Origin of the sequence: Noviherbaspirillum denitrificans, assembly GCF_002211445.1 — a bacterium.
In the GTDB taxonomy this organism is placed as follows: Bacteria; Pseudomonadota; Gammaproteobacteria; order Burkholderiales; family Burkholderiaceae_D; genus Noviherbaspirillum; species Noviherbaspirillum denitrificans.
On sequence record NZ_LSTO01000001.1, the window covers coordinates 1,191,760 to 1,218,057 of the forward strand.

Annotated in this window: 23 protein-coding genes and 1 tRNA gene; 3 read left to right on the top strand and 21 right to left on the bottom strand. The window is 61.0% G+C overall.

The window, feature by feature from the left end:
* On the top strand, positions 1-413 hold a 413-nt coding region (locus AYR66_RS29370; protein WP_234814796.1), incomplete at its 5' end, for a glutamate--tRNA ligase family protein.
* A gap of 68 nt (positions 414-481) precedes the next feature.
* On the opposite strand, the gene AYR66_RS05945 is transcribed toward AYR66_RS29370, so the two are convergent.
* From AYR66_RS05945 to rpoD, 4 genes are all read right to left on the bottom strand, one after another.
* Entirely contained in the window at positions 482-1,912 is a 1,431-nt protein-coding gene (locus AYR66_RS05945) for a DEAD/DEAH box helicase (RefSeq protein WP_088706759.1), read from the bottom strand.
* Between the two features lie 275 nt (positions 1,913-2,187).
* Complete coding sequence (locus AYR66_RS05950; protein ID WP_088706760.1) at positions 2,188-2,481, bottom strand: GYD domain-containing protein; 294 nt, start codon at positions 2,479-2,481, stop codon at positions 2,188-2,190.
* A 215-nt stretch (positions 2,482-2,696) separates the two neighbouring features.
* Positions 2,697-2,775, bottom strand: a tRNA-Ile gene (locus tag AYR66_RS05955).
* A 100-nt stretch (positions 2,776-2,875) separates the two neighbouring features.
* A complete protein-coding gene (rpoD, locus tag AYR66_RS05960) occupies positions 2,876-5,101 on the bottom strand; it encodes an RNA polymerase sigma factor RpoD (RefSeq protein ID WP_170942077.1) in 2,226 nt (741 codons plus the stop codon).
* On the opposite strand from rpoD, the gene AYR66_RS28775 reads away from it, so the two are divergent.
* Positions 5,055-5,420 (top strand): hypothetical protein, encoded by a 366-nt coding sequence (locus tag AYR66_RS28775; RefSeq protein ID WP_170942078.1) that lies wholly within the window; start codon positions 5,055-5,057, stop codon positions 5,418-5,420. The genes rpoD and AYR66_RS28775 overlap by 47 nt on opposite strands.
* 280 nt (positions 5,421-5,700) lie before the next feature.
* Here AYR66_RS28775 and dnaG read toward each other — a convergent pair whose 3' ends face one another.
* The 10 genes from dnaG to AYR66_RS06010 all read right to left on the bottom strand — a co-directional run bounded on the left by dnaG (position 5,701) and on the right by AYR66_RS06010 (position 18,251).
* A complete protein-coding gene (gene dnaG, locus AYR66_RS05965) occupies positions 5,701-7,482 on the bottom strand; it encodes a DNA primase (protein WP_088706762.1) in 1,782 nt (593 codons plus the stop codon).
* A gap of 115 nt (positions 7,483-7,597) precedes the next feature.
* The gene (locus AYR66_RS05970; RefSeq protein WP_088706763.1) at positions 7,598-8,047 is read right to left on the bottom strand and encodes a GatB/YqeY domain-containing protein; all 450 of its coding nucleotides are present in this window, start codon (positions 8,045-8,047) and stop codon (positions 7,598-7,600) included.
* Positions 8,048-8,184: 137 nt separating this feature from the next.
* Complete coding sequence (rpsU, locus tag AYR66_RS05975) at positions 8,185-8,397, bottom strand: 30S ribosomal protein S21 (RefSeq protein WP_088706764.1); 213 nt, start codon at positions 8,395-8,397, stop codon at positions 8,185-8,187.
* A gap of 105 nt (positions 8,398-8,502) precedes the next feature.
* Positions 8,503-9,699 carry a BaiN/RdsA family NAD(P)/FAD-dependent oxidoreductase gene (locus AYR66_RS05980; protein ID WP_088706765.1) on the bottom strand — a complete coding sequence of 399 codons (1,197 nt, stop codon included), beginning with the start codon at positions 9,697-9,699 and terminating at the stop codon, positions 8,503-8,505.
* A 34-nt stretch (positions 9,700-9,733) separates the two neighbouring features.
* A complete protein-coding gene (locus tag AYR66_RS05985) occupies positions 9,734-10,906 on the bottom strand; it encodes a YbdK family carboxylate-amine ligase (RefSeq protein ID WP_088706766.1) in 1,173 nt (390 codons plus the stop codon).
* Positions 10,903-12,108 (bottom strand): cation:proton antiporter, encoded by a 1,206-nt coding sequence (locus tag AYR66_RS05990; RefSeq protein ID WP_088706767.1) that lies wholly within the window; start codon positions 12,106-12,108, stop codon positions 10,903-10,905. Before AYR66_RS05990 ends, AYR66_RS05985 begins: the two co-directional genes overlap by 4 nt.
* Before the next feature lie 326 nt (positions 12,109-12,434).
* A complete protein-coding gene (cobA, locus tag AYR66_RS05995) occupies positions 12,435-13,217 on the bottom strand; it encodes a uroporphyrinogen-III C-methyltransferase (RefSeq protein ID WP_088706768.1) in 783 nt (260 codons plus the stop codon).
* The gene (gene ybiB, locus AYR66_RS06000; RefSeq protein WP_088706769.1) at positions 13,201-14,193 is read right to left on the bottom strand and encodes a DNA-binding protein YbiB; all 993 of its coding nucleotides are present in this window, start codon (positions 14,191-14,193) and stop codon (positions 13,201-13,203) included. The genes cobA and ybiB overlap by 17 nt, the downstream gene beginning before the upstream one ends.
* A 94-nt stretch (positions 14,194-14,287) precedes the next feature.
* The gene (gene secA / locus AYR66_RS06005) at positions 14,288-17,053 is read right to left on the bottom strand and encodes a preprotein translocase subunit SecA (RefSeq protein WP_088706770.1); all 2,766 of its coding nucleotides are present in this window, start codon (positions 17,051-17,053) and stop codon (positions 14,288-14,290) included.
* 247 nt (positions 17,054-17,300) lie between these two features.
* On the bottom strand, positions 17,301-18,251 hold the full coding sequence (locus AYR66_RS06010) for a M23 family metallopeptidase (RefSeq protein ID WP_088706771.1): 951 nt from the start codon (positions 18,249-18,251) through the stop codon (positions 17,301-17,303).
* Between the two features lie 50 nt (positions 18,252-18,301).
* Between AYR66_RS06010 and AYR66_RS06015 the strand changes: the two genes are divergently transcribed.
* Positions 18,302-18,811 (top strand): DciA family protein, encoded by a 510-nt coding sequence (locus AYR66_RS06015; protein WP_088706772.1) that lies wholly within the window; start codon positions 18,302-18,304, stop codon positions 18,809-18,811.
* On the opposite strand, the gene lpxC is transcribed toward AYR66_RS06015, so the two are convergent.
* The 7 genes from lpxC to AYR66_RS06050 all read right to left on the bottom strand — a co-directional run bounded on the left by lpxC (position 18,812) and on the right by AYR66_RS06050 (position 26,296).
* The gene (gene lpxC, locus AYR66_RS06020; RefSeq protein WP_088706773.1) at positions 18,812-19,747 is read right to left on the bottom strand and encodes a UDP-3-O-acyl-N-acetylglucosamine deacetylase; all 936 of its coding nucleotides are present in this window, start codon (positions 19,745-19,747) and stop codon (positions 18,812-18,814) included. It abuts the gene before it with no gap.
* A gap of 105 nt (positions 19,748-19,852) precedes the next feature.
* Positions 19,853-21,343, bottom strand: coding sequence for a glycerol kinase GlpK (glpK, locus tag AYR66_RS06025; protein ID WP_088706774.1), 1,491 nt, complete (start codon positions 21,341-21,343; stop codon positions 19,853-19,855).
* A gap of 99 nt (positions 21,344-21,442) precedes the next feature.
* Positions 21,443-23,170 carry an ABC transporter substrate-binding protein gene (locus tag AYR66_RS06030; protein ID WP_088706775.1) on the bottom strand — a complete coding sequence of 576 codons (1,728 nt, stop codon included), beginning with the start codon at positions 23,168-23,170 and terminating at the stop codon, positions 21,443-21,445.
* A gap of 80 nt (positions 23,171-23,250) precedes the next feature.
* On the bottom strand, positions 23,251-23,535 hold the full coding sequence (locus AYR66_RS06035; protein WP_088706776.1) for a DUF2160 domain-containing protein: 285 nt from the start codon (positions 23,533-23,535) through the stop codon (positions 23,251-23,253).
* Position 23,536: 1 nt separating this feature from the next.
* Positions 23,537-24,340, bottom strand: a complete 804-nt coding sequence (locus AYR66_RS06040) for a carbohydrate ABC transporter permease (RefSeq protein ID WP_088709630.1) — start codon at positions 24,338-24,340, stop codon at positions 23,537-23,539.
* Entirely contained in the window at positions 24,340-25,209 is an 870-nt protein-coding gene (locus AYR66_RS06045) for a carbohydrate ABC transporter permease (RefSeq protein WP_088706777.1), read from the bottom strand. Before AYR66_RS06045 ends, AYR66_RS06040 begins: the two co-directional genes overlap by 1 nt.
* 1 nt (position 25,210) lies before the next feature.
* The gene (locus AYR66_RS06050; protein ID WP_088706778.1) at positions 25,211-26,296 is read right to left on the bottom strand and encodes an ABC transporter ATP-binding protein; all 1,086 of its coding nucleotides are present in this window, start codon (positions 26,294-26,296) and stop codon (positions 25,211-25,213) included.
* Between the last annotated feature and the right edge of the window lie 2 nt (positions 26,297-26,298).

Sequence of the window (26,298 nt, forward strand, 5' to 3'; positions counted from 1 at the left end):
GCTGGTCAGGCGAAGTCTCGCAAGTCCTTGTGACAGAGGTGGGTGATTTTGTGCTGAAGCGCGCCGACGGGTTCTGGGCTTACCAGCTGGCCGTCGTGGCGGATGATGCGGAACAGGGAATCACGGACGTCGTACGCGGTGCGGACCTGCTGGATTCGACGCCGCGGCAGATTTACCTGCAGCGGCTGCTGGGTGTGCCGACGCCGCGCTACATGCATGTGCCTGTGGTGAGCAATGAACTCGGTGAAAAGCTGTCGAAACAGACCGGAGCAACGGCGCTGGACATGGCGCGGCCGGTGGAGGAATTACTGGCTGCTGCGCGCTTTCTCCGGCTTGGCGTGGAGCGGTGCGACTCTGTGGAAGGGTTCTGGAGGCAGGCGGTTGATGCCTGGGCCGCGGCGTGGTGCCGGTGATTGACCGAATGGTGGGTTTCGCTTCGCTCTACCTCGGCGGCCCCACCCACCCTACGTTCCTAGATGGTTCAACGCTTGGGAACACCGCCCAGCAAGGCAGCGACCTTGGCTTTCTGCGGCTTGGAGGATGACTGGGGCGCGCCGCCGTTGTCATCCGCCTTCGTCGTCGGCGCGGACGGCTCGTACGGCTTGAGGAACCACGGGTCGACCTTTTCCTTGCGCGATCCGTATGCGCCGCGTCCATATTGCGAGCCGCGACCGGCTTGGACACCGCGCTCTTCGCTCTCCTCATAGCGCGGACGGCGATCCATCGAACGTGCCGGCACGAAGCCGGACAGTTGGAGGCGCGAGATGTTGTGCTTGATGAGCTTCTCGATGTCCGCAAGCTGGCGCGATTCCTTGTCCGTGAACAGCGAGATTGCGTCGCCGGATGCGCCGGCACGGCCGGTACGGCCGATGCGGTGCACATAGTCCTCGGCGTTGTACGGCAGGTCGTAGTTGATCACGCAGGGCAGCTCGGCAATGTCGAGGCCGCGGGCGGCGACGTCGGTCGCAACCAGCACTTCGATCGTACCCTGCTTGAACGCCTCGAGCGCCGTCATGCGCTCGGCCTGCGTCTTGTCGCCGTGGATGGCGGATGCCTTGATGCCTTCCTTCTCAAGGTGGCGGGACAGGCGGGACGCGCCGATCTTGGTGTTGGAAAAGACGATGACCTGCTTCAGCCCGCGCTCGCGAATAATGTGCGTGACCGCATCCTTCTTCGCTTCTTCCTCGACCTTGTACAGCACCTGGGTCACGTTATCGGCCGTCGCATTGCTGCGCGCGACCTCGATCGTCACCGGGTTCTGCAGGAAGCTGCCGGCCAGCTTCTTGATGTCCGGCGAGAAGGTGGCGGAGAACATCAGGTTCTGCCGCTGCTTGGGCAACAGGTTGATGATGCGCTGCAGGTCGGGCAGGAATCCCATGTCCAGCATGCGGTCGGCTTCGTCGAGCACGAGGATCTGGGTCTGCGACAGGTTCAGGGTCTTTTGCTGCACATGGTCGAGCAGGCGGCCAGGCGTCGCGATGAGGATTTCCACGCCGGCGCGCAATGCGACCGTCTGCGGCGCCATGTCCACACCGCCGAACACTACCGCAGAGCGCAGCGGCGTATGGCGCGAATATGCCTTGACGTTGTCGGCGACCTGGTCGGCCAGTTCGCGCGTCGGCGTCAGGATCAATGCACGCACCGGATGCCTTGCGGGTGAAGCGCTGGTACTCGCGTGCGCCAGAAGGCGCTGGATGATCGGCAGGGAGAAACCGGCGGTCTTGCCTGTCCCGGTCTGGGCGGCGCCCATTACGTCCCGTCCTTGCAGCACGATGGGAATGGCTTCTGCCTGGATCGGCGTCGGGTGGATATAACCTTGGTCGGCGAGCGCTCGCAAAATGTCGGCCGAGAGTCCGAAGTCTTCAAAACGGACGGCGGCGGTTTGCGATGTGGCTGGCTGGGTGTCTGACATAGTGCTTTCAACATTGCCCGTGGCAGGGCATCAAATTCAGATGCGGAAGCCCCGTTGGCGCCCGCGCATTAAAAAACAACCTTTCATTATACGCCTGCGCGCGTATGCTGTTGATTTTTCGGGATTTCATTACGGAAATCCAGCCTTTTCCCATACGTTATTCCTGGTGCGCAGCACACATGGAAGATAGAACAGATCGCGCACCGCGCGTTCCTGCCGAGAGCACAAAAAAGCGGGGGCGAAAAACGCCCCCACCCGGATTGAGACCTCGGAAATCAAGGTATTTTGGCCAGGATCGCAGCCATTTCGTCGCGCGTAAATGCACGCATGGTCTGTGACCGGACATTGCCCGTTGACGAGACCGCCAGCCCGAATGCCGTGAATGCTGCTTCGTCCTGGGCCTCGAAAGTCACCACCATGTCGTATTGCCCTTGGGTCCAGGACATTTCCTTGACCTTCACACCAAACTTGCCGGCCCCTTCACGCACCATGTCGGCCCGCTTGACGGTGTCCTTGATCGTCCGTATTCCCTGGTCGGTGAAACTGATAAGTGCAATATAAGTCGCCATGATTCTTTTCCTTGTTATCCGGTGAAAACATAGGGACCTGTGGGAAGTTGTCGCTGGCATCGGCCCCGAAAGGCCAGCGCAGTAGACCGCCTGGAAGAGTGGACAAGATGCAACGCCGGTGCATTGCAGTATAGGTGGGGGATGCCGATTGTCCAGCATCGGGCAAGAATGGAAAAAGGGCTAGCACCGAGAGGTACTAGCCCTTTTCGCATTTCTGGTGGGCCTCCCGTGAGTCGAACACGGCACCAACGGATTATGAGTCCGCTGCTCTAACCAAGCATGAGCTAGAGGCCCAATCTTTTTGCCGGCGGCCCTGATCGGGCCGCCTGGCTCTCCCAGCCGCCCCTAGTCGGGACGATGGTTGGGTTTCCTTCGCTACTGCCAGTTCAGCGGATCAGCTTCCTTCGAGGAAGCTCTTCAGCTTGTCGGAACGGGACGGGTGACGCAGCTTGCGCAGCGCTTTAGCCTCTATTTGGCGAATGCGCTCGCGGGTGACGTCGAACTGCTTGCCCACTTCTTCCAGCGTGTGGTCGGTCGACATTTCGATGCCGAAGCGCATGCGCAGCACCTTGGCTTCGCGCGGCGTCAGCGAGTCGAGCACGTCCTTGACCACGCCACGCATCGAGGCATGCAGCGCCGCATCGGCCGGAGCCAGCGTGTTGTTATCCTCGATGAAATCGCCAAGATGCGAATCGTCGTCGTCGCCGATCGGCGTTTCCATGGAGATCGGCTCCTTCGCGATCTTCATGATCTTGCGGATCTTGTCTTCCGGCATGTCCATCTTGACGGCCAGCGTTGCCGGATCCGGCTCGGCGCCGGTTTCCTGCAGGATCTGACGCGAGATGCGGTTCATCTTGTTGATCGTTTCGATCATGTGCACCGGAATACGGATCGTACGCGCCTGGTCCGCGATCGAGCGGGTGATGGCCTGACGGATCCACCACGTCGCATAGGTCGAGAACTTGTAGCCGCGACGGTATTCGAACTTGTCCACCGCCTTCATCAGGCCGATGTTGCCTTCCTGGATCAGGTCGAGGAACTGCAGGCCACGGTTGGTGTACTTCTTTGCGATCGAGATCACGAGACGCAGGTTGGCCTCGGTCATTTCGCGCTTGGCCTTGCGCGCCTTCATTTCGCCCGCAGCCATCTGCTTGTTGATGTTGCGCAGGTCGGGCAGCGGCAGCACGACGCGCGCCTGCAGGTCGATCAGCTTCTGCTGCAGTTCCTTGATCGCCGGGACATTACGGCCCAGGATCGCGCTGTACGAATGGTTGCCGGTGACTTCGGCATCAACCCAGTCGAGGTTGGTTTCATTGCCCGGGAAGACCCTGATGAAATGGGTGCGCGGCATGCCGCACTTGTTCACGGCTACTTCGAGGATCTGCTTCTCGATGTGGCGAACCTCATCAACCTGGCCGCGCAGCGTGTCGCACAGCTTCTCGACGAACTTGGCGGTGAAGCGGATGCCGAGCAGTTCGTTGGAGATCGTTTCCTGCGCCTTCACGTAGGGCTTGGAGTTGTAGCCTTCCTTCTCGTAGGCCTTGCGCATCTTGTCGAACTGCGATGCGATCTCGTTGAACTTGGACAGCGAGTCGCGCTTGAGCTGTTCGAGCTGTTCGGCCGAGAAGCCGGCGGCAGCACCGCTACCGCTGTTTTCCTCTTCCTCTTCTTCCTCTTCTTCCTCTTCGGCGTCTTCGTCGTCATCCTCGTCGGATGCGGCGGCTACCGGCGCACCGGAATCCTCGGAGGCGTTCGGGTCGACCAGGCCGTCGACGATTTCGTCAACCTTGATCTCGTCCTTTTCGACGCGGTCAGCCGCGGCGAGGATCTCTGCGATCGTCGTCGGGCAAGCGGAGATGGCCTGGATCATGTCCTTCAGGCCTTCTTCGATGCGCTTGGCGATTTCGATTTCGCCTTCGCGGGTCAGCAGTTCGACCGAACCCATTTCACGCATGTACATGCGGACCGGGTCGGTGGTGCGGCCGAAATCGGAATCGACGGTGGACAGCGCGGCTTCAGCGGCGGCTTCGGCGTCGTCGTCGGTGGCGACGTTGGCAACGCTGTCGGACAGCAGCAGCGTTTCAGCGTCGGGCGCCTGCTCGTAGACGGCGATACCCATGTCGTTGAACGTGCCGATGATGCCGTCAATGGCTTCCGGATCGACAATGTTCTCGGGCAGGTGGTCGTTGATTTCCGAATACGTCAGGAAGCCGCGATCCTTGCCGAGCTTGATCAGGGTCTTGAGCTTCTGGCGGCGCTGTTCGAGCTCCTCTTCGGAGGCCTCGGTGTCGGAAGAGAACGCATCCTTCAGCAGGGCCTTTTCCTTGGCCTTGCGGTCCTTTGCCTTTGCCTTGTCGACGGCCTTCAGCTCCGCGCGCTCGACGGCGTTCAGCGCGGCGACTTCATCGTTCTCCGGCTGGAAATCCTTCGGCTTGCGGCCGCGTCGGCCGGGCACTTTGACTGCCGGCAAGACGTAGCTGGACGTGTCGATCGCCGCCAATGCTTCCGCATCGGTGGTCTGGCTGACCGCCATCACTTTGCTGTCGGACTTCGGCTCGGCCTTCGGCGCGACCTTGGCGGCCTTGCTGGCGGTCTTCGGTTCGGATTTCTTGTTCGTCACGGGTGCTTTCAGTTTCTCGGGAGCCGTCTGGACATCGGCTCGGGATGAAGATTTGGACTTCGACGGACTTGCCTTGGTTGCCGGTTTGGGCGTAGTCTTGGCAACCGTTTTTGTCGCAGCTTTGATCGGCGTCTTTGCCTTGCTGGCTGGCGCGGCGGCAGTGGTCTTCTTCACGGCAGGCTTTGCCATCGACTTGCCCGAGGCCGATTTAGTTGCAGCCGATTTCGTTTTTTTTGCGCTTTCAGTCGTCTTCGCGGTCTTTTTCATTGCGTTTGCCATGGAATCGATACCAACTGGTTTGCTCTCGTGCGCCGAGTGAATTGCGCGTTGTTGAGCCTGATTTCCTGACTGGCTCGGCATCCGCCCGCGCGACATACCCCAGTTTTCGTTGTCCGGCTGAAAATGCAACCTGGCCAGCGAAATAACCTAAGGTCTTGAATCAAAAGCTTTAAATTATACCACAGAGAGCAATATTTCTCCATTCCAAAGGCACTTGACAACGCAGCTCTGATTATTCTTCGACCTTAATGACGGCCGGATGTTGCATGCCGCCAGCGCAGTCAACCGACATGCGGAACAGGCAGTGCGGTTGCCGCCTTTTATTTTGGAGCCTGCCCCCTCCTGAGCTGCTCCTGTCTTTGCATCAGCTCGCGATATTGGGCGCGGGCCTCTTCGGTCGCAAGACCAGTCGTTGCCAGCCGCTCAAGCTCGACTTTCAATACTTGCATTTTAGTCTGCCTGACCGCCCCGGCAAGTTCGAGACGCGCCGTGTCCAGTTCCGACTCCGAATCCGCGGCAATTTCGGCGATCAAGGCGTCAAAATCGCCGCTTTGTGCACGCAATTGCTCCGCAAGTGCCGCGAAATTGGCGTGCTCGCCCAGCGCCAGGCAGGTATCGATCAACTGCACCATCATGTCCGCGTTGTCCGGCGCCATACGCGCAACCGCCTCGATCGCCTCCTGGTCCAGGTCGCCGGCTAGCGAAGGATGCGTGACAAGCAGGCGTATCATTTGCCGCTCAAGACCCATCGGAGGCGTCCGCTTGGTGCGCGGCGGCGCCACCTTGGTGCGCGCGACAGGCTGAGCAAGCTCGAACAGCGCCTCGATTTCGGCCGCTGTCGACTGCGTCTGCTGCGCCAGCCCACGCACGATCTGCAGGCGCAACGCCGACGGCGGCATGGCCTGCAGCAGGGGCTTGGCGTCGAATTGAGCCTTCGCCCTGCCCTCGGATGTAGCGAGATCGTTGTCGCGCGTGACTTCCCTTAGCAAGAATTGTGACAACGGCATCGCGTCGCGCACCTGCTGCTCAAAGGCTTCAGCCCCGTACTCGCGCACATAGCTGTCGGGATCGTGTTCTGGCGGCAGGAACAGGAACTTGATGGTCTTGTTATCACCCGCATGCGGCAGGCAGGCATCAAGCGCACGCCGCGCTGCGCGCCGCCCCGCGGCATCACCGTCGAAGCTGAAGATCACGTCGTCGGTCTGGCGCAAGAGTTTCTGCACATGGGTCGGCGTACAGGCAGTGCCCAGGGTGGCAACTGCTTGCGGAAAACCCAACTGCGCGAGCGCGACGACATCCATGTAGCCCTCGGTGACCAGCACGTAACCCGCTTCGCGGATTGCCTGTCTTGCCTCGAACAGTCCGTACAGCTCGTGGCCCTTCTGAAATAAGGGTGTTTCCGGCGAGTTCAAGTATTTCGGCTCTCCACCATCGAGCACACGCCCGCCGTACCCGATGACCTGCCCCTTGGTATTGCGGATCGGGAACATGATGCGGTCGCGGAAGCGGTCGTAGCGCTTGCGGCTGCCCCCATCCTCTTCGCTGCGGTCAATGACGAGACCAGCCTCGACAAGCGCAGGCGCGTCGTAGGACGGGAAAACGCTGCGCAAATTGTCCCAGCCGCCCGGCGCATAGCCCATGCCGAATTTCGCGGCAATCTCGCCGGTCAGGCCGCGCCCTTTGAGGTAGGCGATCGCATGCGGCGCATTGCGCAATTGCTGTCGGTAATAGTCACAGGCACGCGTCATCACCTCGGAAAGCGCGAGACTTTTCGCTTGGGATTCCGCACGCTGCGCGGGCGGGATGCGATCTTCGTCCGGCACCACCATGCCGACACCTTGCGCAAGGTCTTTGACCGCCTCGACAAAGCCGAGACCGGAATACTCGATCAGGAAGCCGATTGCCGTGCCATGCGCGCCGCAGCCAAAACAGTGGTAAAACTGCTTGGTCGGACTGACCGTGAAGCTGGGCGATTTCTCGTTGTGGAAGGGGCACAGCCCCATGTAGTTGGCGCCGCCCTTCTTGAGCTGCACGTAGCGGCCGACCACATCGACAATGTCGACGCGGTTGAGCAGGTCCTGGATGAAAGACTGCGGTATCACGGCGGCGCCTTGGTGGTACGGGAGAATCCCGGGGTGTCATGCCAACGCCAGCGCGCCGGCACCCGACAACGAATATGAGGACGGGCAAGCGCTTCACAAGCGCCCGCAAACAGGCTTACGCCTTGGACAATGCAGCCTTCACCTGCGCCGAGACGGCGGTCATGTCAGCGCGACCGGCCAGCTTCGGCTTGAGCACGCCCATCACCTTTCCCATGTCCTGCGGGCCTGCAGCGCCAGTAGCGGCAACCGCGGCGGCGACTTCAGCCTGGATTTCTGCGTCGGACATGGCGGCAGGCATGTAGGCAGACAGGACCTGCAATTCCGCCTTTTCGTTGTCGGCGAGGTCCTGGCGGCCGCCGGCTTCAAACTGGGAGATGGAGTCCTTGCGCTGCTTGATCATCTTTTCGATGATGGCGAGAACGTGGGCGTCGGTCAGTTCGATACGCTCATCGACTTCCTTCTGCTTCATCGCGGCCGTCAGCATGCGGATGGTGCCGAGCTTGGCACTGTCCTTGGCGCGCATCGCGGCTTTCATGTCTTCGGTGATTTGCTCTTTCAGGCCCATTTTTCCTCCGGTACTTGACGGTTCCGCGCCTGCGCGCACGAACAAAATAGATGCCGAATAAAACACCAAAACCCGCTGCGGGCAAAAACACCGGAGCGGGTTTCAACAGCACCGCACGCAACCGTGCGGCGACAAAATCAGTACATCTTCTTCGGCAGTTGCTGGCTGCGGATGCGCTTGTAGTGGCGCTTCACGGCAGCGGCGAGCTTGCGCTTGCGCTCAGCGGTCGGCTTCTCGTAGAACTCGCGCGCACGCAGCTCGGTCAGCAGACCGGTCTTTTCAATGGTGCGCTTGAAGCGACGCATGGCGACTTCGAAAGGCTCGTTTTCTTTAATGCGAATAGTGGTCATGTAAACTCACAAACCGATGGAATTTGTAGGAAAGACGGCGAGTATAACAGCTTCAGAAAACAATGGAAAGAGTAAATCCGCCTTCGTGTTGCATCGCCGTTGTTGCTAGATCGACAATGCCGCGGCGACGCCGGAAGCCCAGGCCCACTGGAAGTTGTAGCCCCCCAGCCAGCCTGTCACATCGACCGCCTCGCCGATGAAATGCAGGCCCGGCACCTTTGCCGCCATCATGCTTTGCTGCGACAGCTCGCGCGTGTCGACACCGCCGCAGGTCACTTCCGCCTTCTTGTACCCTTCCGAGCCGTTCGGAACGATTACCCAGCGGTTAAGGGCTTCACCCAGCTTGCGCAACTGCTTGTCCGGCAAATCCGCGATGCGTGCATCCGGTTGGAAGCCGTTCGCTTGCAGCAATCCGTCGGCGAGGCGCGACGGCAGCCATTGCGCGAGGATATTGCCGAGGTTTTTCTTTATGGTGGTCTTGCCCTCGATAAGTGTCTGCGCGACATCGACCTCCGGCACAAGATCCAGTGTCAGCGCCGTGCCCGGCTTCCAGAAGCTGGAAATCTGCAGCACTGCCGGCCCCGAGAGGCCGCGATGGGTGAACAGCAGGTCTTCGCGGAATTGCGTGCGCGACTTTTTCTCGCCGGTTTCGATGCCGACCTCGAGCGAGATGCCGGCCAGCGGAACGAAGGGCTGCCAGCCTGCATTGTCGAAGGTGAGCGGCACCAGGCCAGGACGCGGCTCGACCAGCTTCAGGCCGAACTGCTTTGCAATGCGGAAGGCGAAATCGGTGGCGCCGATTTTTGGGATCGACAGGCCGCCGGTAGCAATCACAAGGTGCTTCGCGAGAATGGAGCCGCCATCGGTGCCGATGACGAAACGCTCCCCTTCCCGCGCAATCGCCTCCACCTTGCATGGCATGCGCCACGCCACGTGGCCGTGGTCGCACTCAGCCTTGAGCATGTCGATGATCTGTTCGGCAGAGTGGTCGCAAAAGAGCTGGCCCTTGTGCTTTTCATGCCAGGCGATACGGTAGCGCTTCATCAGCGCGAGGAAATCCTGCGGCGTATAGCGTGAGAGCGCACTCTTGCAGAAGTGCGGATTCTCCGACAGGTAGTTCTGCGGGCCGGCGTACAGGTTGGTGAAATTGCAGCGCCCACCGCCGGAGATACGGATCTTTTCCGCTAGCCGGGTGGCATGGTCGATGAGGACGACCTTCCTGCCGTTCTGGCCGGCGACGGACGCGCACATCATGCCCGCGGCGCCGGCGCCGATTACTGCAACATCAAATTGATTCGACATGGCTTGTCAGGTGAGGAACAAGCCATGATTGTAATCAATGGAAATACGGCGGAGCGGAATGCTTCATCCAGAGCTCGGACGAAAGGCGCATCACGTCGTTCAATGAACCACGCTTCTTGTACGTCTCGCGCAGCCATGCGGCGTCGTTGAGCCGCTCGTAGGCCATGTGCCGCAGGCGCTTCAGCACCTGTACTTCGGCTTCGTTCTGCGCGAAGCGCTTGAGGTCCTGCAGGCGGTCGAGGATGCTGACGAAGATCGACTGCTTGCCTGCCGCTGCCGCCTTGTCCTCGCCGTGCTGCGCCATTTCCCCATCGAGTCCGTAACGGCTGGCCTCGAAACGGTTGTACTGGTAAAGCAGGTAAAAGTCATCGTCGACCTCGAACGGCCGCTCGGTCAGGATCCAGCGCGCCAGCAATTGCGCGTAACAGCCGAGCAAGGCCGCATGCTCGAGCGTCAATGGCGTGTCGCACACACGGATTTCCACGGTGCCATACTCGGGCTTGGGACGGATGTCCCAGTAGAAATCCTTCATGCCGATGATGATGCCGAGGTCGATCAGCTCGTCGTAGTACTTCTCGAAATCACTCCACTTCGTCACCACCGGCGCAGTGCCGGCGAGCGGGAAGGCGCGCACCACGTTGCTGCGCGACGAATCGAATGCGGTATCGACGCCCTGGTAGAACGGCGAAGCGGCGGACAGCGCGATGAAGTGCGGCACATAGCGCGAGAAGCCGTGCGTCAGGTACAGCGCATCATCGCCGTTGGCCACCCCGATGTGGATGTGCTGGCCGAATACGGTGAAAGTCTTCGCCAGGTAGCCGTATTTTTCATGCAGGTAGTGAAAGCGTTCGCTCGGTGTGATGCGCTGCTCGCTCCAGTTCTGGAACGGGTGGGCGCCGCCGCCGGCAACATCGATGTTTAAATGGTGCGCGCCACGTGTCAGTGCGCCGCGCAAGTCCTTCAGCTCTTCGAGCAGGTGGTCGACGCGGGTGTGAATGCCGGAGTTCAGCTCGATCATGCCTTGCGTGATTTCCAGCTTGATCTGGTTCTGCAGCTCGCGCGGCTCGATCCAGGCCAGCAAGTCGACGGCGTCGGTCGCGAGGTTGTAATTGCGGCGGTTCACCAGTTGGAGTTCGAGTTCGATCCCCATGGTGAAGGGCGTCGACGATGTGAAGGGCAAGCTGTTCATGGAAGTCTCCGGATTCATTCGCGTCCGCTTTCGCCGGACTTGATCAGTGCGAATTGGGCGGCCACCGGCCCCAGCAGTTCGAGGACGACCAGCGTCCCGGCGAGCAAGGGGGCGACGGCTGCCGCTGTCTGCGGATAGACCGCGGAAATCTGTGCGAGGCTGAGGCTGGCTTCGGCCATCGGCAGGGTGCCCAGCGTAAGCAGGCCGGCCTGGCGCCATTTCAGGCGCGCCGGCCGGGCAAAGGCGAAGATGCTGCAGGCCATGGCGGCGAAACGCGCGGCCACCAGCACGACCACGGAGAGGCCGATCGTCGCGATGTCGGCGATGCCGATCGACGCGCCGATAGTGGCGAACAGCATCACGATAAACAATTCGCTCGCGACGCCAAATTCCAGCTCCATCAGGTCGTACTGGAGGTCCAGGTTCTTGGACAGGATCGCGAAGATCAGCATGGTCAGCAGCACCGGCAGGCGCAATGCGTGGGCTGCGCCGATGGTCAGCGTGATGATGGCGATCACCAGCACGAACTGGCGGCTGCGCTCGCGTCCAAGCAAACGCGCCAGCGGCATCATCAGGCGGTAGGTCAGGTAGGCAAGCAGCGCGGAGCCGAACACCGAATAGACCGTACTCGACAGCAAGGTCTGCAGCGAGAGGTCGGCATCGGTCGCGACAACGGGCAGGACAATATATGCGGACACCAGCGCGACAAGATTGTTCAACGCCGTCATGGCGGCGAGCCTGCGGGTGACCTGCCCTTCCGCCCCAAGGTCCCGCACCACGACCATCACGACGCCGGGCGCGGTGCCGATCGCGAAGACGCCGGCCAGGATCGCCAGGGGACGCGCGACACCGAGCATTTCCAACGCGCCCCAGACGAAGGCAAAACAGAGCGCGGCGCCGGTCACCACGGTTGCAAGCAACCATCGTTCGTGGCGCAGCCACCCGATATCGACATAGCGGCCGAGCTGGTAGACGACCAGCGCCAGCGCGATGTCGGCGAAGATGTGCGCGACTTTCAGGATATCCCCTGACAACCAGTCGAATCCGCTTTCGCCGACGACCACGCCCACCAGCAGGTAGCCGGTGATGCGCGGAATCCAGGGGTTCTTCGAAACGAGATGACCGCCGATCAGGCCAAGCAGCAACAGGCTGCCGAACAGCAGCAGCGCATTCCATTGCAGCGGCTGCGACGGATCAAACAGAGGGAAGGTCCACGTCATGGGGGCTCCTCATCGAATGGGTCCCGATAAGCGTGGCGCGAGCTTGGAGGACCAGTTGACGGACTCCGGCGGCGGCGGGGAGTTCGTCACGCGCGGGCGCGACTAGCCGTCATCGGAACGATGAGCATGGATAACGAGTTCCGAAACCTCCCTGGATCGGCGACTGTATCGATACTTTTATGTTTCAGTCATGTGGGGACTGCAATACTTTGTCAGTGGGAAATATAAAAAGTTCCCGAAAACAGTGCCGGAAGGAATCAGGGAGCAGTGTCGGTGCCAACGATCATCGACGTGGCACGCCCCAGGCGCTTGGGAACTGGCAAGCGCTATTGGACACCGAGCATCGCAAAATACTTGCGGTGCATGGCTTCGTTGAGGAATTCGGGGCGTGCGCAGCGTACGACGTCGCCAATGACGATGATGCTGGGACTGGCCAGCGTGGAAGCCGCAAGCGCAGCGGGAAGTTCGCCCAGCGTGGTGATCAGTTGCGCCTGTTTGGTCGACGTAGCCGACTGGATGACGGCAACCGGGGTCATGGCGGACTTGCCGCCGGCGAGCAGTGACTCCTGGATTTCGGCGCAACGCGCAACGCCCATGTAGATCACGAGCGTCATGTCCAGCTTGGCCAGCGTAGCCCAGTCGGGATTGGCATCGGCTGTCTTGCCATGGCCGGTCACGAAGATCGCGCCCTGGCTCCAGTCGCGGTGGGTCAGCGGAATGCCGAGCGATGCGGGCGCAGCCAATCCACTGCTGATGCCGTTGACGACCTCGACCGTGATGCCGGCGGCTTCGAGATGGGCGCGCTCTTCGCCGCCGCGACCGAAGATGAAAGGATCGCCGCCTTTCAGGCGCACGACGAGGTTGCCGCAGCGCGCTTCGCTGATCATCAGCTTTTCAATGAAGTCCTGCGGGGTCGACTGACACCCGCCGCGCTTGCCGACGGGGACGATGCGGGCGTCGAAACGAGCATGGTCGAGGATCGCCGGATTGACGAGATCGTCGACGAGGAGAACGTCGGCCGCGGCAATTGCCTTGACGGCCTTGACGGTGAGGAGGTCCGGGTCTCCGGGACCGGCGCCAACCAGAACAACCTTACCTTGCTTCTCCATGGGACACCCGTTTCGCATGTACGAGCCCGGCTACATGCAAACAGTGTTCCACCTGCTCCTGGATCGGTACAGGCACCGGCTGGCGGCCTGCAAGCGCTTCCTTGATCCATTCCGCAGTCGTGGCTGCATCACGTTGATGCGGAAGCGGGGGCAATTCGTCGACCGCCTCCTGCTTTTGCACCAACACAGTGCATTGATGGTCATGAAACCACGAAATCTGCTGCGCGCGCTTGGCATTGGCGACAGTTTCGCCTTCGGTACCGCGCATCAGGAAGGCATCGCCGCGTTCGACCGGAACGGCGTTGCTGAAGTACCCGGACAACAGTTCGAGGTATTCGGGGTGGGTGTAGGAAGTGAGCCGCAACGCCGGTCCGGCGAACGGCTGCATGATCTTGACCAGCGTATGCGTCGAGTTGCGCACACCCAGGATACGCCGCAGGGAAAGCAGGCGCGCCATCTTCGGCGCGAGGCGTTCGATGGGCATGAACACCGGTTCGCGCCGCGCAAAACCCTGCATCGCCTCGTCGACTGAGCGTGCAAATGCAAAGCCGAGTTCGCGCAGGATTTCAGCCGTCGTGACGCGCCCGGGATCCTCTGTCACGCCATGGATGAGAACGGGCACGCCGCGCTGGGCGAGCAGCATTGCCAGCAGCGGCGTGAGGTTCGGCATCTGGCGCGAGCCGTTATAGCTCGGGACGACAACCGGTGCGTAATCACCCGCCGGGCAGGGCAGCATGTCGAAGGATTGTTCCGAAGCGTCGAGGAAGCCTGCAATCTCATCGACCGATTCTCCCTTGATGCGCAGGGCGAGCATGAGGCCGCCCATCTCCAAGTCGGAGACGCGGCCGTCGAGCATCGCGGCGTATAGGTTTCGGGCATCCTCGCGGGAAATGCCGCGCGCGCCCTTCTTGCCTCGGCCGATTTCCTTGATGAAGGGTGCCGCGGCGAACGGTTCGTGGTTGTGTGCTGGTTCCATCGCTATAGGGTACTACGACGCGCATGCGGACCGGAAGCCGCTCAAAAAACAAAAGGGCAGGTTACCCTGCCCTTTTGTCGTCCAGCCTTGCCGATTACGCCAGCCGGCCGTGGCACTGCTTGTACTTCTTGCCGCTGCCGCATGGGCAGGGGTCGTTGCGGCCGACCTTCGGCACGCCGTTGACCATCGGCTGCTGAGCGGAAGACTCCGAATTGGCAGTCGGTGCAAGCAGCTCTTCCGGCGCCGCGTTCGGATTGAAGTCGGCGTGCTCGTAGTGCACGTTCTCGACGTGCGACTGGGCGAGCTGGGCTTCGGCGGCGTCGATCTCTTCGCGCGACTGGATGCGCACCGTCATGATGATGCGGACCACTTCATTTTTGATGAGGTCGAGCATGGTGCCAAACAGCTCGAAAGCTTCGCGCTTGTATTCCTGCTTCGGGTTCTTCTGCGCATAACCGCGCAGATGGATACCTTGGCGCAGGTGGTCGAGCGCCGCGAGGTGCTCGCGCCAGTGCGTGTCGATGCTCTGCAGCATGACGCTGCGCTCGAAGCCGGCGAAGGCTTCCTTGCCGATGATCTCAACCTTGGCGCTGTAGGATTCTTCCGCAGCCTTCAGCACGCGCTCGAGGAGTTCCTCGTCGGTCAGTTCTGGCTGGGCTTCCAGCATCTTCGTCAGCGGCACTTCGAGCTGCCATTCGTTGGCAAGCGCGGCTTCCAGGCCCTTGAGGTCCCACTGCTCTTCCATCGACTCCGCCGGAACGAAACTGCGGAATACATCGGTAAACAAGCCCTCGCGCAGGTTCGCGACCATTTCGGCCACGTCGTGCGCTTCGAGCAGTTCGTTGCGCTGCTGGTAGATCACCTTGCGTTGGTCGTTGGCGACGTCGTCGTATTCCAGCAGCTGCTTGCGGATATCGAAGTTGCGCGCTTCAACCTTGCGCTGCGCGGATTCGATGGAGCGCGACACGATGCCTGCTTCGATCGGCTCGCCTTCCGGCATCTTCAGACGGTCCATGATCGCGCGCACGCGGTCGCCGGCGAAGATGCGCAGGAGCGGGTCGTCCAGCGACAGATAGAAGCGCGACGAACCCGGATCGCCCTGGCGGCCCGAGCGGCCGCGCAGCTGGTTGTCGATGCGGCGGGACTCGTGGCGCTCGGTTCCGATGATGTGCAGGCCGCCGGCCTTCACCACATGTTCGTGCAGGGATTGCCATTCGTCGCGCAGCGTCTGCGCCTTCTGCTGCTTGTCGGCGTCGGAGAGGTTGGGATCGGCTTCGATGAGCTGGATCTGTTTCTCGACATTGCCGCCAAGGACGATGTCGGTGCCGCGGCCTGCCATGTTGGTGGCGATGGTGATCATCTTCGGGCGGCCGGCCTGGGCGACGATCTCCGCTTCGCGTGCGTGCTGCTTGGCGTTGAGCACGTTGTGCGGCAGCTTGTGCTGGGAGAGGATCGTCGAGATCAGCTCCGAGTTCTCGATCGATGTGGTGCCGACCAGCACCGGCTGGCCACGCTCGTGGCAATCCTTGATGTCGGCGACGACCGCGTTGTACCTTTCCTGCGCCGTCTTGTACACCTGGTCCTGCCGATCCTTGCGCTGGCTCGGGCGGTTCGGCGGGATGACCACGGTTTCGAGGCCGTAGATTTCCTGGAATTCGTAGGCTTCGGTGTCGGCGGTACCGGTCATGCCGGCGAGCTTGCCGTACATGCGGAAGTAGTTCTGGAAGGTGATCGAGGCCAGGGTCTGGTTCTCGTTCTGGATCTTCGCGCGCTCCTTGGCTTCGACCGCCTGGTGCAGGCCGTCGGACCAGCGGCGGCCCACCATCAGGCGGCCGGTGAATTCGTCGACGATGATGACCTCGCCGTTCTGCACCACGTAATGCTGGTCCTTGTGGTAGAGCACATGTGCGCGCAGTGCGGCGTACAGGTGGTGAATCAGCGTGATGTTGGCGGGGTCGTAGAGTGATGCACCTTCCGGCAGCAAGCCCATGCGGGTCAGGATCTGTTCCGCCTTTTCGTGGCCAGCTTCGGTCAGCAGCACCTGGTGCGATTTCTCGTCCTTGGTGTAATCGCCGGGGACTTCGACCTTGCCCTTGCCGTCCGGCGTTTCCTCGCCGATCTGCAGCGTCAGCAGCGGCGGAACTTCGTTCATCCGGATGTACAGGTCGGTGTGATCTTCGGCCTGTCCGGAGATGATCAGCGGGGTACGCGCTTCGTCGATCAGGATCGAGTCCACTTCGTCGACGATGGCAAAATTCAGACTGCGCTGCACACGGTCGCCCGTGTCGTAGACCATGTTGTCGCGCAGGTAGTCAAAGCCGAATTCGTTGTTGGTGCCGTAGGTGATGTCAGCGGCGTAAGCAGCCTGCTTGGTGTCGTGCGGCATCTGCGACAGATTCACACCAGTCGTCAGGCCGAGCCAGCTGTACAGCTTGCCCATCCATTCGGCGTCGCGCTGCGCGAGGTAATCGTTGACGGTCACCACGTGCACGCCCTTGCCGGCCAGCGCATTCAGGTAGGCCGCGAGCGTGGCCATCAGCGTTTTGCCTTCACCTGTGCCCATTTCGGCGATCTTGCCGTAGTGGAGCACCATGCCGCCGATGAGCTGCACGTCGAAGTGGCGCATCTTCAGGACGCGACGGCTGGCCTCGCGGCAGACCGCAAAAGCTTCCGGCAGGAGCTGGTCCAGGGTCTCGCCCTTGGCGATGCGCTCCTTGAACGCGGGCGTCTTCGCCTGCAGCTCGGTGTCGGAGAGCTTCTCCAGCGCTGGTTCGAGCGCATTGATTTCGCGTACTGTCTTCTGGTATTGCTTGATCAGCCGCTGGTTGCGGCTGCCGAAAATCTGGGTCAGTAGGGACATGCTTTAATGTTGTAGATGACGCCGCGAAACCAGCCCTTCTTCAGTTTCGCAGAGACGCAATTGGGCTAAATTGCAGATTTTATCATGCAGCCCCAAGGGGTCTGCCCGCTTCAGAACCGGATACGCAAAATGATTGTGCAAGGACAAATTTCCGGAATCCACCCGGCCGCACATGGCCGATCAAGCGTTAGATGGGGACGGTCCGGAGGGAAACAATCCCCTGGCGCCGCAAAGTCAACAGAAAGGCTTACCTGGCTGCCAGAGCAGCCATCTTGGCCTGGTCAGCCCCGGCGGCGAGGAACTTGTGCGGATCCTGCTGGATACCCTTTACCAGCACTTCAAAGTGCAGATGCGAGCCGGTCGAGCGTCCGGTGGAACCGATATCGGCGACATGCTGACCGCGGCGCACGATGTCGCCGACCTTGACACCCAGGCGTGAGCAGTGCGCGTAGCGTGTCACGATGTCATTACCGTGGTCGACCTCGACCATGTTGCCGAATTGGGGATGGTATTCGGCAACGATGACAACTCCGCCTGCGGCCGCGACGATGGGCGTGCCGGTAGCCGCTGCAAAGTCGATGCCTTCATGGAAAGCCTGGCGGCCCGTGAAGGGGTCAAAGCGCCAGCCGAAACCAGACGCGTTGTAACTGACGTTAACCGGCGGAATGGTGGGCAGCAGCTTGGATTTGATCTTGTGGCTCATCAGCGCGGATTCGACGACGTTCATGTAGTCGGCGCGGTGCTCCACGTCGCGCGCCATCGCGTCCAGCAGCTGCTGGAATTCATTCATGCTGAGCTGCTTGCCCGGCATGCTCGTGGTTTCGATACCGCCCCGACCGGGCAGCTCGCGGAAATTGAATTCTTGCGGTTTGACGCCGGCCAAGCCTTGCACGCGTTCGCCGAGGGCATCCAGACGCATCAACTGCGCCTGCATTTCACCCAGCTTGGTGGCCATGGCGGCAAGGTTTTCCTTGACGTACTTGTCTTTCTTGCTGGTGTCGTCGTGCGTGGCGGATGCGACGACGTCGCGGACGATCGGAATATTGAGGTCGCTTGCGTGCCGGGCAGTGAGGTAATACAAGAGGAAAGAAACAAGGACGACCGATGCCGCAAACGCAAACCCTGCGAGCATCAGGTGCCAGCGCGTCAGCGTAAGCGTCTTTGCGCTGAAGCGCGGGTGCAGCAGAATTATTTGCATTCTTACTCCTCCGACTCGTCTATCGCAGGTGTGTGTGATAAGGTTGAAGCATGAGTCGCCCGCCCTTTTCTTTTGCATCCCAGCAACGATTTCAGCCTGCCCGCGCGAGCACCAAGCCCGCGAACAGGGTTACAGCTGCTACAGATTTCCTGCGCACACACGACAAAATGGCCACGCTTTTGCCGGCAGTGATGCGCCTGGCGGCGTTGCAAGAAGAGTGCTCGGCTGTACTCCCCGCGCTTTTTGACGCTTGTTCCGTCATGCGGTTCGACGGAGGTCAATTGACGATCGGGGTGCCGAATGCGGCACTGGCCGCAAAGCTCAAGCAGCAATTGCCAAAATTGCAAGAGAGCCTGCTGCAACGCGGTTGGCAGGTTAACGCAATACGTATCAAAGTGCAAGTGAGAAAGATTGGCGAAAAGACAATACGCCAGAAGGAAATCGAAATGCCGAACAAGGCCTTGTCGGCATTCGAGGAACTGCGGAATTCACTGGACAAGTCGCCAGGAAACCAGGCGTTGACCGAGGCGCTGAACAACCTGCTCAAGCGCCACCGATAGTCACGCGAAAGCCCACTCCTGGCGCGTCTGGCGGGCATAGGCCTCCGGCGCGGCGTTGAGGGAGTCAAAGCTCACAATCTCATAGGCATCCGGCTGCTCAAGCAAGGCGCGCAGCAGCAGGTTGTTCATCATGTGGCCCGCCTTGTGCGCGACATAGCTGGCCAGCAGCGGATGGCCAACGAGGTAGAGATCGCCAATGGCGTCGAGGATCTTGTGGCGCACGAATTCGTTTTCGTAGCGCAGGCCGTCCGGATTGAGGATCCGGTATTCATCCATCACGATTGCGTTTTCCAGCGAGCCGCCACGCGCCAGCCCCATGCCGCGCAAGGTTTCGACGTCCTGCATGAAGCCGAAGGTGCGGGCGCGGGCGATTTCCCTGACATAGGAATCGATGCCGAAATCGACTTCGGCTACCTGGCCGGTCGCATCGACGGCCGGATGGTTGAATTCGATGAAGAAGTTGAGCTTGAAACCGTCGTAGGGCTCCAGGCGCGCCCACTTTTCCTGCGCGCCCTTGCCGTCACGGACTTCGACCGGCTTCTTCACGCGGATGAATTTCTTCGGCGCGTTCTGTTCATGGAGACCGGCCTGCTGCAGCAGGAACACGAAGGTGGCGGCGGAGCCGTCCATGATCGGGATTTCTTCCGCAGTCAAATCGACGTACAGGTTGTCGATGCCAAGGCCGGCGCAGGCCGACATCAGGTGCTCGACGGTCGACACGCGGACGCCCTCCTTTTCGAGGACGGACGCCATGCGGGTGTCGCCAACGCCGTCGGCGCGCGCGGGCAGGTCGACAGGAGGATTGACGTCGACCCGGCGGAAAACGATACCGGTATCGGGCGCAGCCGGGCGAAGCGTGAGCTCGACCTTGGTGCCGGAATGGAGTCCGACGCCAATGGTCTTGACGAGCTGTTTGACGGTGCGTTGTTTGAGCATCGGTGAATTATAGCAACTAACCCACCGGTCAGTTGTAAAGCATTGTGACCGTTGTTGGGCTTACACCACGCTATCCGCACCGATCTGCTGTCATTCCCGTCTAAATTAGTGGCTTTCAACCCAATGTTGCGCCCTTTGCACTGCCCGTCGCCACGTCGAAAGACGTTGCTCGCGCTCGCCTGCGGTCATCGCCGGCTCGAAGCGCTTCTGGACCTGCCACTGCGACGCGATTTCATCCTTCGATCCCCAGAACTTGACCGCCAGGCCCGCGAGATACGCCGCGCCTAGCGCGGTCGTTTCCGTCACGAGCGGCCTCACCACGGGAACACCCAGCACATCAGCCTGGAACTGCATCAACAGATCGTTGCGCGACGCGCCGCCGTCCACCCGCAATTCGGTCAGCCCGATGGACGCGTCCTTCTGCATCGCCTCGAGCACGTCCGCTGTTTGATAGGCAATGCTCGCCAGCGTCGCCCGCGCGATGTGCGCCTTCGTGGTTCCACGGCTGATGCCGACCATGGTTCCACGCGCGTAGGAATCCCAATAAGGTGTGCCAAGGCCGACAAACGCGGGCACAAAGAATACGCCTCCGGTGTCCGGGACACTGGAAGCCAGTGCTTCGACTTCTTCCGAACTATTGATGATCCCGAGTCCGTCACGCAGCCATTGCACGGCGGCGCCGGCATTGAACACGCTGCCTTCGAGCATGTAATCGGTCTGTCCGTCGATAGTCCATCCGACGGTGGTCAAGAGGCTGTTCTTCGAAGTGATGGCCTGCTTGCCGGTGTTCATCAGCATGAAGCAACCCGTACCGTAGGTATTCTTTGCCATGCCGGGATGATGGCAGGCCTGGCCGAACGTCGCCGCCTGCTGGTCGCCGGCGATTCCGGCAATCGGAATCGGACCGCCGAGCAATTCAGCCTTTGTCGATCCAACCACACCGCTGCCGGAGACAACGTCGGGCAACAGGCTGCGCGGGATGTCGAGGATGGACAGCAGTTCGTCGTCCCACTGAAGGGTGTGAATATTGAACAGCAACGTGCGTGATGCGTTGCTGGTGTCGGCGACATGTGCGCCGCAAAGCTTGTAGATGAGCCAGGAATCAATGGTGCCGAAGGCGAGTTCGCCGCGCTCCGCCCTGCTCCGCGCACCGGGCACATGATCGAGCAGCCACTTGAGCTTGGTGCCCGAAAAATAGGCATCGATCACCAGGCCGGTCTTCTCCTGGAACAATCCGGTCTTGCCCTGCTCGCGCAAAGCGTCACACAGGCCCGCGGTGCGGTGATCCTGCCACACGATGGCGTTGGCGATCGGCTCGCCCGTCCTGCGGTCCCACACTACCGTCGTTTCGCGCTGGTTCGTGATGCCGATGGCGGTAATCTCGGTTGCGGAGATATTTTGCTGCTTGAGCACCTGCCGCGCGACGCTCAGCTGGCTGCTCCAGATTTCGTTGGCGTCGTGTTCGACCCAGCCCGATTGCGGGAAAATCTGCCGGAATTCCTGCTGCGCGATGCCCTGCATGCGGCCTTCACGATCGAACAGGATGGCGCGCGAACTGGTCGTGCCCTGGTCGAGGGCGAGAATGTATTGGGTCACTGGACTGTCTCCTTGGATGACGCGCTCTCCGGCCGCCATGAAAAATGGCGCGGCAACACTGCCGCGCCAACCTAGTTTATCTGATCAATGACGACGCGATCAGTTGGCACGGCCCTCCTTCCAGGCCTGCAGCAGCTTGTCGTAGGCGATGGTTTCACCCTTCGGCTTTTCGTTGTCCAGCTTCTTCCACGGTGCGCCCTTGTCGCTCAGCCACTTGGCAGGGTCGCCCTTCGGATTCAGCTTCGGTGCGCAGGCCTTCATGCCGGCGCGCTCGAGGCGCGCCAGGACCTGGTCCATTTCCTCGGCCAGGTTGTCCATTGCCGCCTGCGGTGTCTTCTCGCCAGTGACCGCGGTCGCGACGTTCTTCCACCAGAGCTGAGCCAGCTTCGGATAGTCAGGAACGTTGGTGCCGGTCGGCGTCCATGCCACCCGGGCCGGACTGCGGTAGAACTCGACCAGGCCGCCGAGCTGGTCGGCGTGCTGCGTGAAGTAGTCATGCTTGATGTCGGACTCGCGGATGAAGGTCAGGCCGGTGATCGACTTTTTCAGCGACACCGTCTTCGCGGTCACGAACTGCGCATAGAGCCATGCGGCGGCGCGACGCTCCGGCGGCGTGGACTTGAAGAAGGTCCATGAACCCACGTCCTGGTAGCCGTTTTGCATGCCGTTCTTCCAATACGGCCCGTGCGGCGACGGGGCCATTCGCCACTTCGGTTTTCCGTCCGCATTCACAACCGGCAGGCCGCTCTTGGTCATCGATGCCGTGAAGGCCGTATACCAGAAAATCTGCTGGGCGATTTCGCCTTGCGCCGGGACGGGGCCTGCTTCCGAGAAGGTCATGCCCATCGCCTGCGGCGGCGCGTATTTCTTCATCCAGTCGACATACTTGGTGAGCGCGTACACGGCAGGCGGCGAGTTGGTCGCGCCGCCGCGTGTGACGGATGCGCCGACCGGATTGCACTTGTCCTGCGAAACACGGATACCCCATTCGTCGACCGGCACCCCGTTCGGAATGCCCTTGTCGGCGGTGCCGGCCATCGATAGCCACGCGTCGGTGAAGCGCCAGCCGAGCGACGGATCCTTCTTGCCGTAATCCATGTGGCCGTAGACGCGCTTGCCGTCGAGATTCTTGACGTCGTTCGTAAAGAAATCGGCGATGTCTTCATAGGCGGACCAGTTGACCGGCACTCCGAGTTCATAGCCGTACTTGGCCTTGAACTTTTCCTTCAGGTCCTTGCGCTCGAACCAGTCGGCACGGAACCAATACAGGTTCGCGAATTGCTGGTCGGGCAGCTGGTAGACCTTGCCGTCGGGCGCGGTGGTGAAGCTGATGCCGATGAAATCCTTCAGGTCGAGGCCAGGATTGGTGAATTCCTTGCCTTCGCCTGCCATGTAATCGGACAGCGGGATGATCGCGCCGTAGCGGTAGTGCGTGCCGATCAGGTCGGAGTCGGAAATCCAGCCGTCATAAATGCTCTTGCCGGACTGCATCGAGGTCTGCAGCTTTTCGACGACGTCGCCTTCCTGGATGATGTCGTGCTTGACCTTGATGCCGGTAATCTCCTCGAAGGCCTTGGCGAGGGTCTTGGATTCATACACGTGCGTGTCGATGGTTTCGGACACGACATTGATTTCATTGATGCCTTTCGCCTTGAGCTTGGCGGCGGCTTCGATGAACCACTTCATTTCGTCCAGCTGCTGCTGCTTGCTCAGGCTGGAAGGCTGGAACTCCTGGGTAACCCACTTTTCCGCTGCTTTCATGTCGGCCCAGGAAGCACCCGAAGCCAGCATCGCCGCCGCAGCCAACGCCGTCAGTTTTAGTCTCATATCTCCACCTGTTTTAATGTCTTCCCCCAGCAGGAATGCCCGGCGCGGGGAAGGAATGCGCCGGGCATGGAAACGCAGGGTCAACCCCAACGCATCACGATAAGCAACACCAGAATTCCGACCGCCGCGCCGATGGCCTGGTCCATCTCGGTCAGGCCGGCCCAGGCCAGGTTGAGGTAGGCAGCCGTCAACAGGCCGATGAACAGCCTGTCGCCGCGCGTCGTGCTGATCGGCAGGAAGCCCCGCCGCTCGGTCGTCGGCGATTTGATTTCCCATATCGTCATGCCGATCAGCATGAGCACGATTGCCGTAAAGAAGACGGCCACGGGAGGCGTCCATGCCATCCATCCGAATACTTCTTCCATGTCACACCCTCCCCATTGCAAAGCCCTTGGCGATGTAATGCCGCACGAACCAGATCACCAGCGCGCCCGGCACGATGGTCAGCACGCCGGCTGCGGACAGCACGCCCCAATCCATCCCGGCGGCGGAGACGGTGCGCGTCATCGTCGCGGCGATCGGCTTGGCATTGACCGAGGTCAGCGTGCGGGCCAGCAGCAGTTCCACCCAGCTGAACATGAAGCAGAAGAACATCGTCACGCCGACGCCGGACTTGATCATCGGCAGGAAGATCTTCACGAAGAATTTCGGGAAGCTGTAGCCGTCGATATAGGCGGTCTCGTCGATTTCCTTCGGAATGCCGGACATGAAGCCCTCCAGGATCCACACGGCCAGCGGCACGTTGAACACCATGTGCGCCAGCGCCACCGCGAGGTGCGTATCCATCAGGCCGACCGTCGAATAGAGCTGGAAGAACGGTAGCAGGAACACCGCGGGCGGGGTCATGCGGTTGGTCAGCAGCCAGAAGAACAGATGCTTGTCGCCGAGGAAGGAATACCGTGAAAACGCATATGCCGCGGGCAATGCCACTGCCGTCGACAGGACCATGTTAATGGCGACATAGATAATCGAGTTGATGTAGCCGTCATACCAGGACGGATCGGTGAAGATCGTCTTGAAGTTGTCGAAAGTCAGGTTGCTCGGCCACATTGTCAGCGCACCAACGATTTCCTCGTTGGTCTTGAGCGACATGTTCAGCATCCAGTAGATCGGCAGCAGCGACAGCAGCAGGTACATCGCGAGAATGGGCGCCGTCAGGCGTTTGCTCATCATTTCTTGTCTCCCGTTCCGACACGTTGCATCCAGTTGTAGAGCACGAAGCAGAACAGCAGGATGATCAGGAAGTAGATCAGCGAGAATGCCGCCGCCGGTCCGAGATCGAACTGGCCGACGGCCTTCTGCGTCAGGTATTGCGACAGGAAGGTGGTCGCATTTCCGGGTCCGCCGCCGGTCAACACGAAGGGCTCGGTGTAGATCATGAAGCTGTCCATGAAGCGCAGCAGCACGGCGATCATCAGTACGTTGCGCAGTTTGGGCAGCTGGATGAAGCGGAACACGGCCCAGCGCGACGCGCCGTCGATCTTCGCCGCCTGGTAATACGCATCCGGAATCGCGCGCAGGCCGGCATAACAGAGCAGCACTACGAGTGGGGTCCAGTGCCAGATATCCATGACGAGCACGGTGACCCATGCGTCGACCGAGTCGCCGGTGTAGTTGTAGCTGATGCCGGAGCGGTTGATCGCGTAGCCGAGCAGGCCGATGTCGCCGCGGCCGAAGATCTGCCAGATCGTGCCGACCACGTTCCAGGGAATCAGGAGCGGCAAGGCGATGAGCACCAAGGACATCGATGCCTTCCAGCCCTGCGCAGGCATGGTCAGCGCAATCAGGATACCGAGCGGGATCTGGATCGCGAGCACGGACAGCGAGAAGATCAGCTGCCGGTACAGCGCGCCGTGCAGCTCGCTGTCGCGCATCACCATGCGGAACCACTCGGTGCCCACAAAGACGTGCTGCGTCGGGCTGAGGATGTCCTGCACAGAGTAGTTCACGATGGTCATCAGCGGCAGGATGGCCGAGAAGGCAACGCACAGGATCACCGGGAGAATCAGGAACCACGCGCGGTTGTTATGGGTTTTCATGTCATGCCACCCGCTTGTCGTTGACGTAGTAAAGGGTCCTGTCCGCCGGCAGGCGCAGCCATACCTTCGCGCCGGAGGACGCGGAGAGTTGCCGCAGCTTGGCGGCGATGGTGTGTTCGCCCAACTTGAACTCGGCAAGGTAATGGGTGCCGAGATTGCGCACCGATGTGATGGTCGCCGGCACCGTATCAGGCTGCTGCTCGAATTCGCATTCAACGAATTCGGGGCGGATGCCGAGCGTCGTTTTCCCGTTGGCGCCGTTCAGCGCGGCGCTTGCACGCGGCGACATCGGAATGCTGCTGCCTTCGAGATGCGCGGCACCGCCATTGATCGTGCACGGCAGGAGATTCATGCCGGGATTGCCGATGAAATAGCCTACGAAGGTGTGCGCCGGCTGTTCGAACAATTCCTGTGCGGTGCCGGCCTGGACCACTTCGCCCTGCGTCATCACCACCACCTTGTCGGCGAATGTCAGCGCCTCCACCTGGTCATGGGTGACGTAGATCAGCGACAGCTTGAGCTCGTGATGGATTTCCTTGAGCTTGCGGCGCAGCAGCCACTTGAGGTGCGGATCGATCACGGTCAGCGGTTCGTCGAACAGTACTGCGGCGACATCGGGACGAACCAGGCCGCGGCCGAGGGAAATCTTTTGCTTCGCATCGACGGACAGGCCGCTGGCGCGATGCTTCAGGTCGCCGGTCAGCTCCAGCATCTCTGCGACCTGCTGCACGCGCTTGTTGATGTCCGCCGTTTTCCAGCCGCGATTGCGCAGCGGGAAAGCGAGGTTGTCGAACACCGTCATCGTGTCGTAGATGACCGGGAACTGGAACACCTGGGCGATATTGCGCGCTTCCGGCGGCAGGTTGGTCACATCCTTGCCGTCGAAGAGCACACGGCCATGCGAAGGACGCAGCAATCCCGAAATGATGTTCAACAGCGTGGTCTTGCCACAGCCGGACGGCCCCAGCAGCGCGTAGGCGCCGCCGTCATTCCACTGCATGTTCATCGGGCGCAGCGCGTAGTCGGTCGGCGCGCTCGGGTTCGGCTTGTAGGCATGGGCCAGATCAACGAGTTCAATGCGGGCCATGT

Coding starts and splice junctions, on each gene's coding strand:
- AYR66_RS06045 (WP_088706777.1), bottom strand. CDS start 25,209: ATGAAAACCCATAACAACCGCGCGTGGTTCCTGATTCTCCCGGTGATC.
- AYR66_RS06050 (WP_088706778.1), bottom strand. CDS start 26,296: ATGGCCCGCATTGAACTCGTTGATCTGGCCCATGCCTACAAGCCGAAC.
- AYR66_RS06015 (WP_088706772.1), top strand. CDS start 18,302: ATGAGTCGCCCGCCCTTTTCTTTTGCATCCCAGCAACGATTTCAGCCT.
- rpsU (WP_088706764.1), bottom strand. CDS start 8,397: ATGACCACTATTCGCATTAAAGAAAACGAGCCTTTCGAAGTCGCCATG.
- ybiB (WP_088706769.1), bottom strand. CDS start 14,193: ATGGAACCAGCACACAACCACGAACCGTTCGCCGCGGCACCCTTCATC.
- AYR66_RS05970 (WP_088706763.1), bottom strand. CDS start 8,047: ATGGGCCTGAAAGAGCAAATCACCGAAGACATGAAAGCCGCGATGCGC.
- lpxC (WP_088706773.1), bottom strand. CDS start 19,747: ATGCTCAAACAACGCACCGTCAAACAGCTCGTCAAGACCATTGGCGTC.
- AYR66_RS06010 (WP_088706771.1), bottom strand. CDS start 18,251: ATGCAAATAATTCTGCTGCACCCGCGCTTCAGCGCAAAGACGCTTACG.
- secA (WP_088706770.1), bottom strand. CDS start 17,053: ATGTCCCTACTGACCCAGATTTTCGGCAGCCGCAACCAGCGGCTGATC.
- AYR66_RS05950 (WP_088706760.1), bottom strand. CDS start 2,481: ATGGCGACTTATATTGCACTTATCAGTTTCACCGACCAGGGAATACGG.
- AYR66_RS06040 (WP_088709630.1), bottom strand. CDS start 24,340: ATGAGCAAACGCCTGACGGCGCCCATTCTCGCGATGTACCTGCTGCTG.
- AYR66_RS05985 (WP_088706766.1), bottom strand. CDS start 10,906: ATGAATCCGGAGACTTCCATGAACAGCTTGCCCTTCACATCGTCGACG.
- AYR66_RS06035 (WP_088706776.1), bottom strand. CDS start 23,535: ATGGAAGAAGTATTCGGATGGATGGCATGGACGCCTCCCGTGGCCGTC.
- AYR66_RS05990 (WP_088706767.1), bottom strand. CDS start 12,108: ATGACGTGGACCTTCCCTCTGTTTGATCCGTCGCAGCCGCTGCAATGG.
- AYR66_RS05980 (WP_088706765.1), bottom strand. CDS start 9,699: ATGTCGAATCAATTTGATGTTGCAGTAATCGGCGCCGGCGCCGCGGGC.
- cobA (WP_088706768.1), bottom strand. CDS start 13,217: ATGGAGAAGCAAGGTAAGGTTGTTCTGGTTGGCGCCGGTCCCGGAGAC.
- AYR66_RS06030 (WP_088706775.1), bottom strand. CDS start 23,170: ATGAGACTAAAACTGACGGCGTTGGCTGCGGCGGCGATGCTGGCTTCG.
- AYR66_RS05945 (WP_088706759.1), bottom strand. CDS start 1,912: ATGTCAGACACCCAGCCAGCCACATCGCAAACCGCCGCCGTCCGTTTT.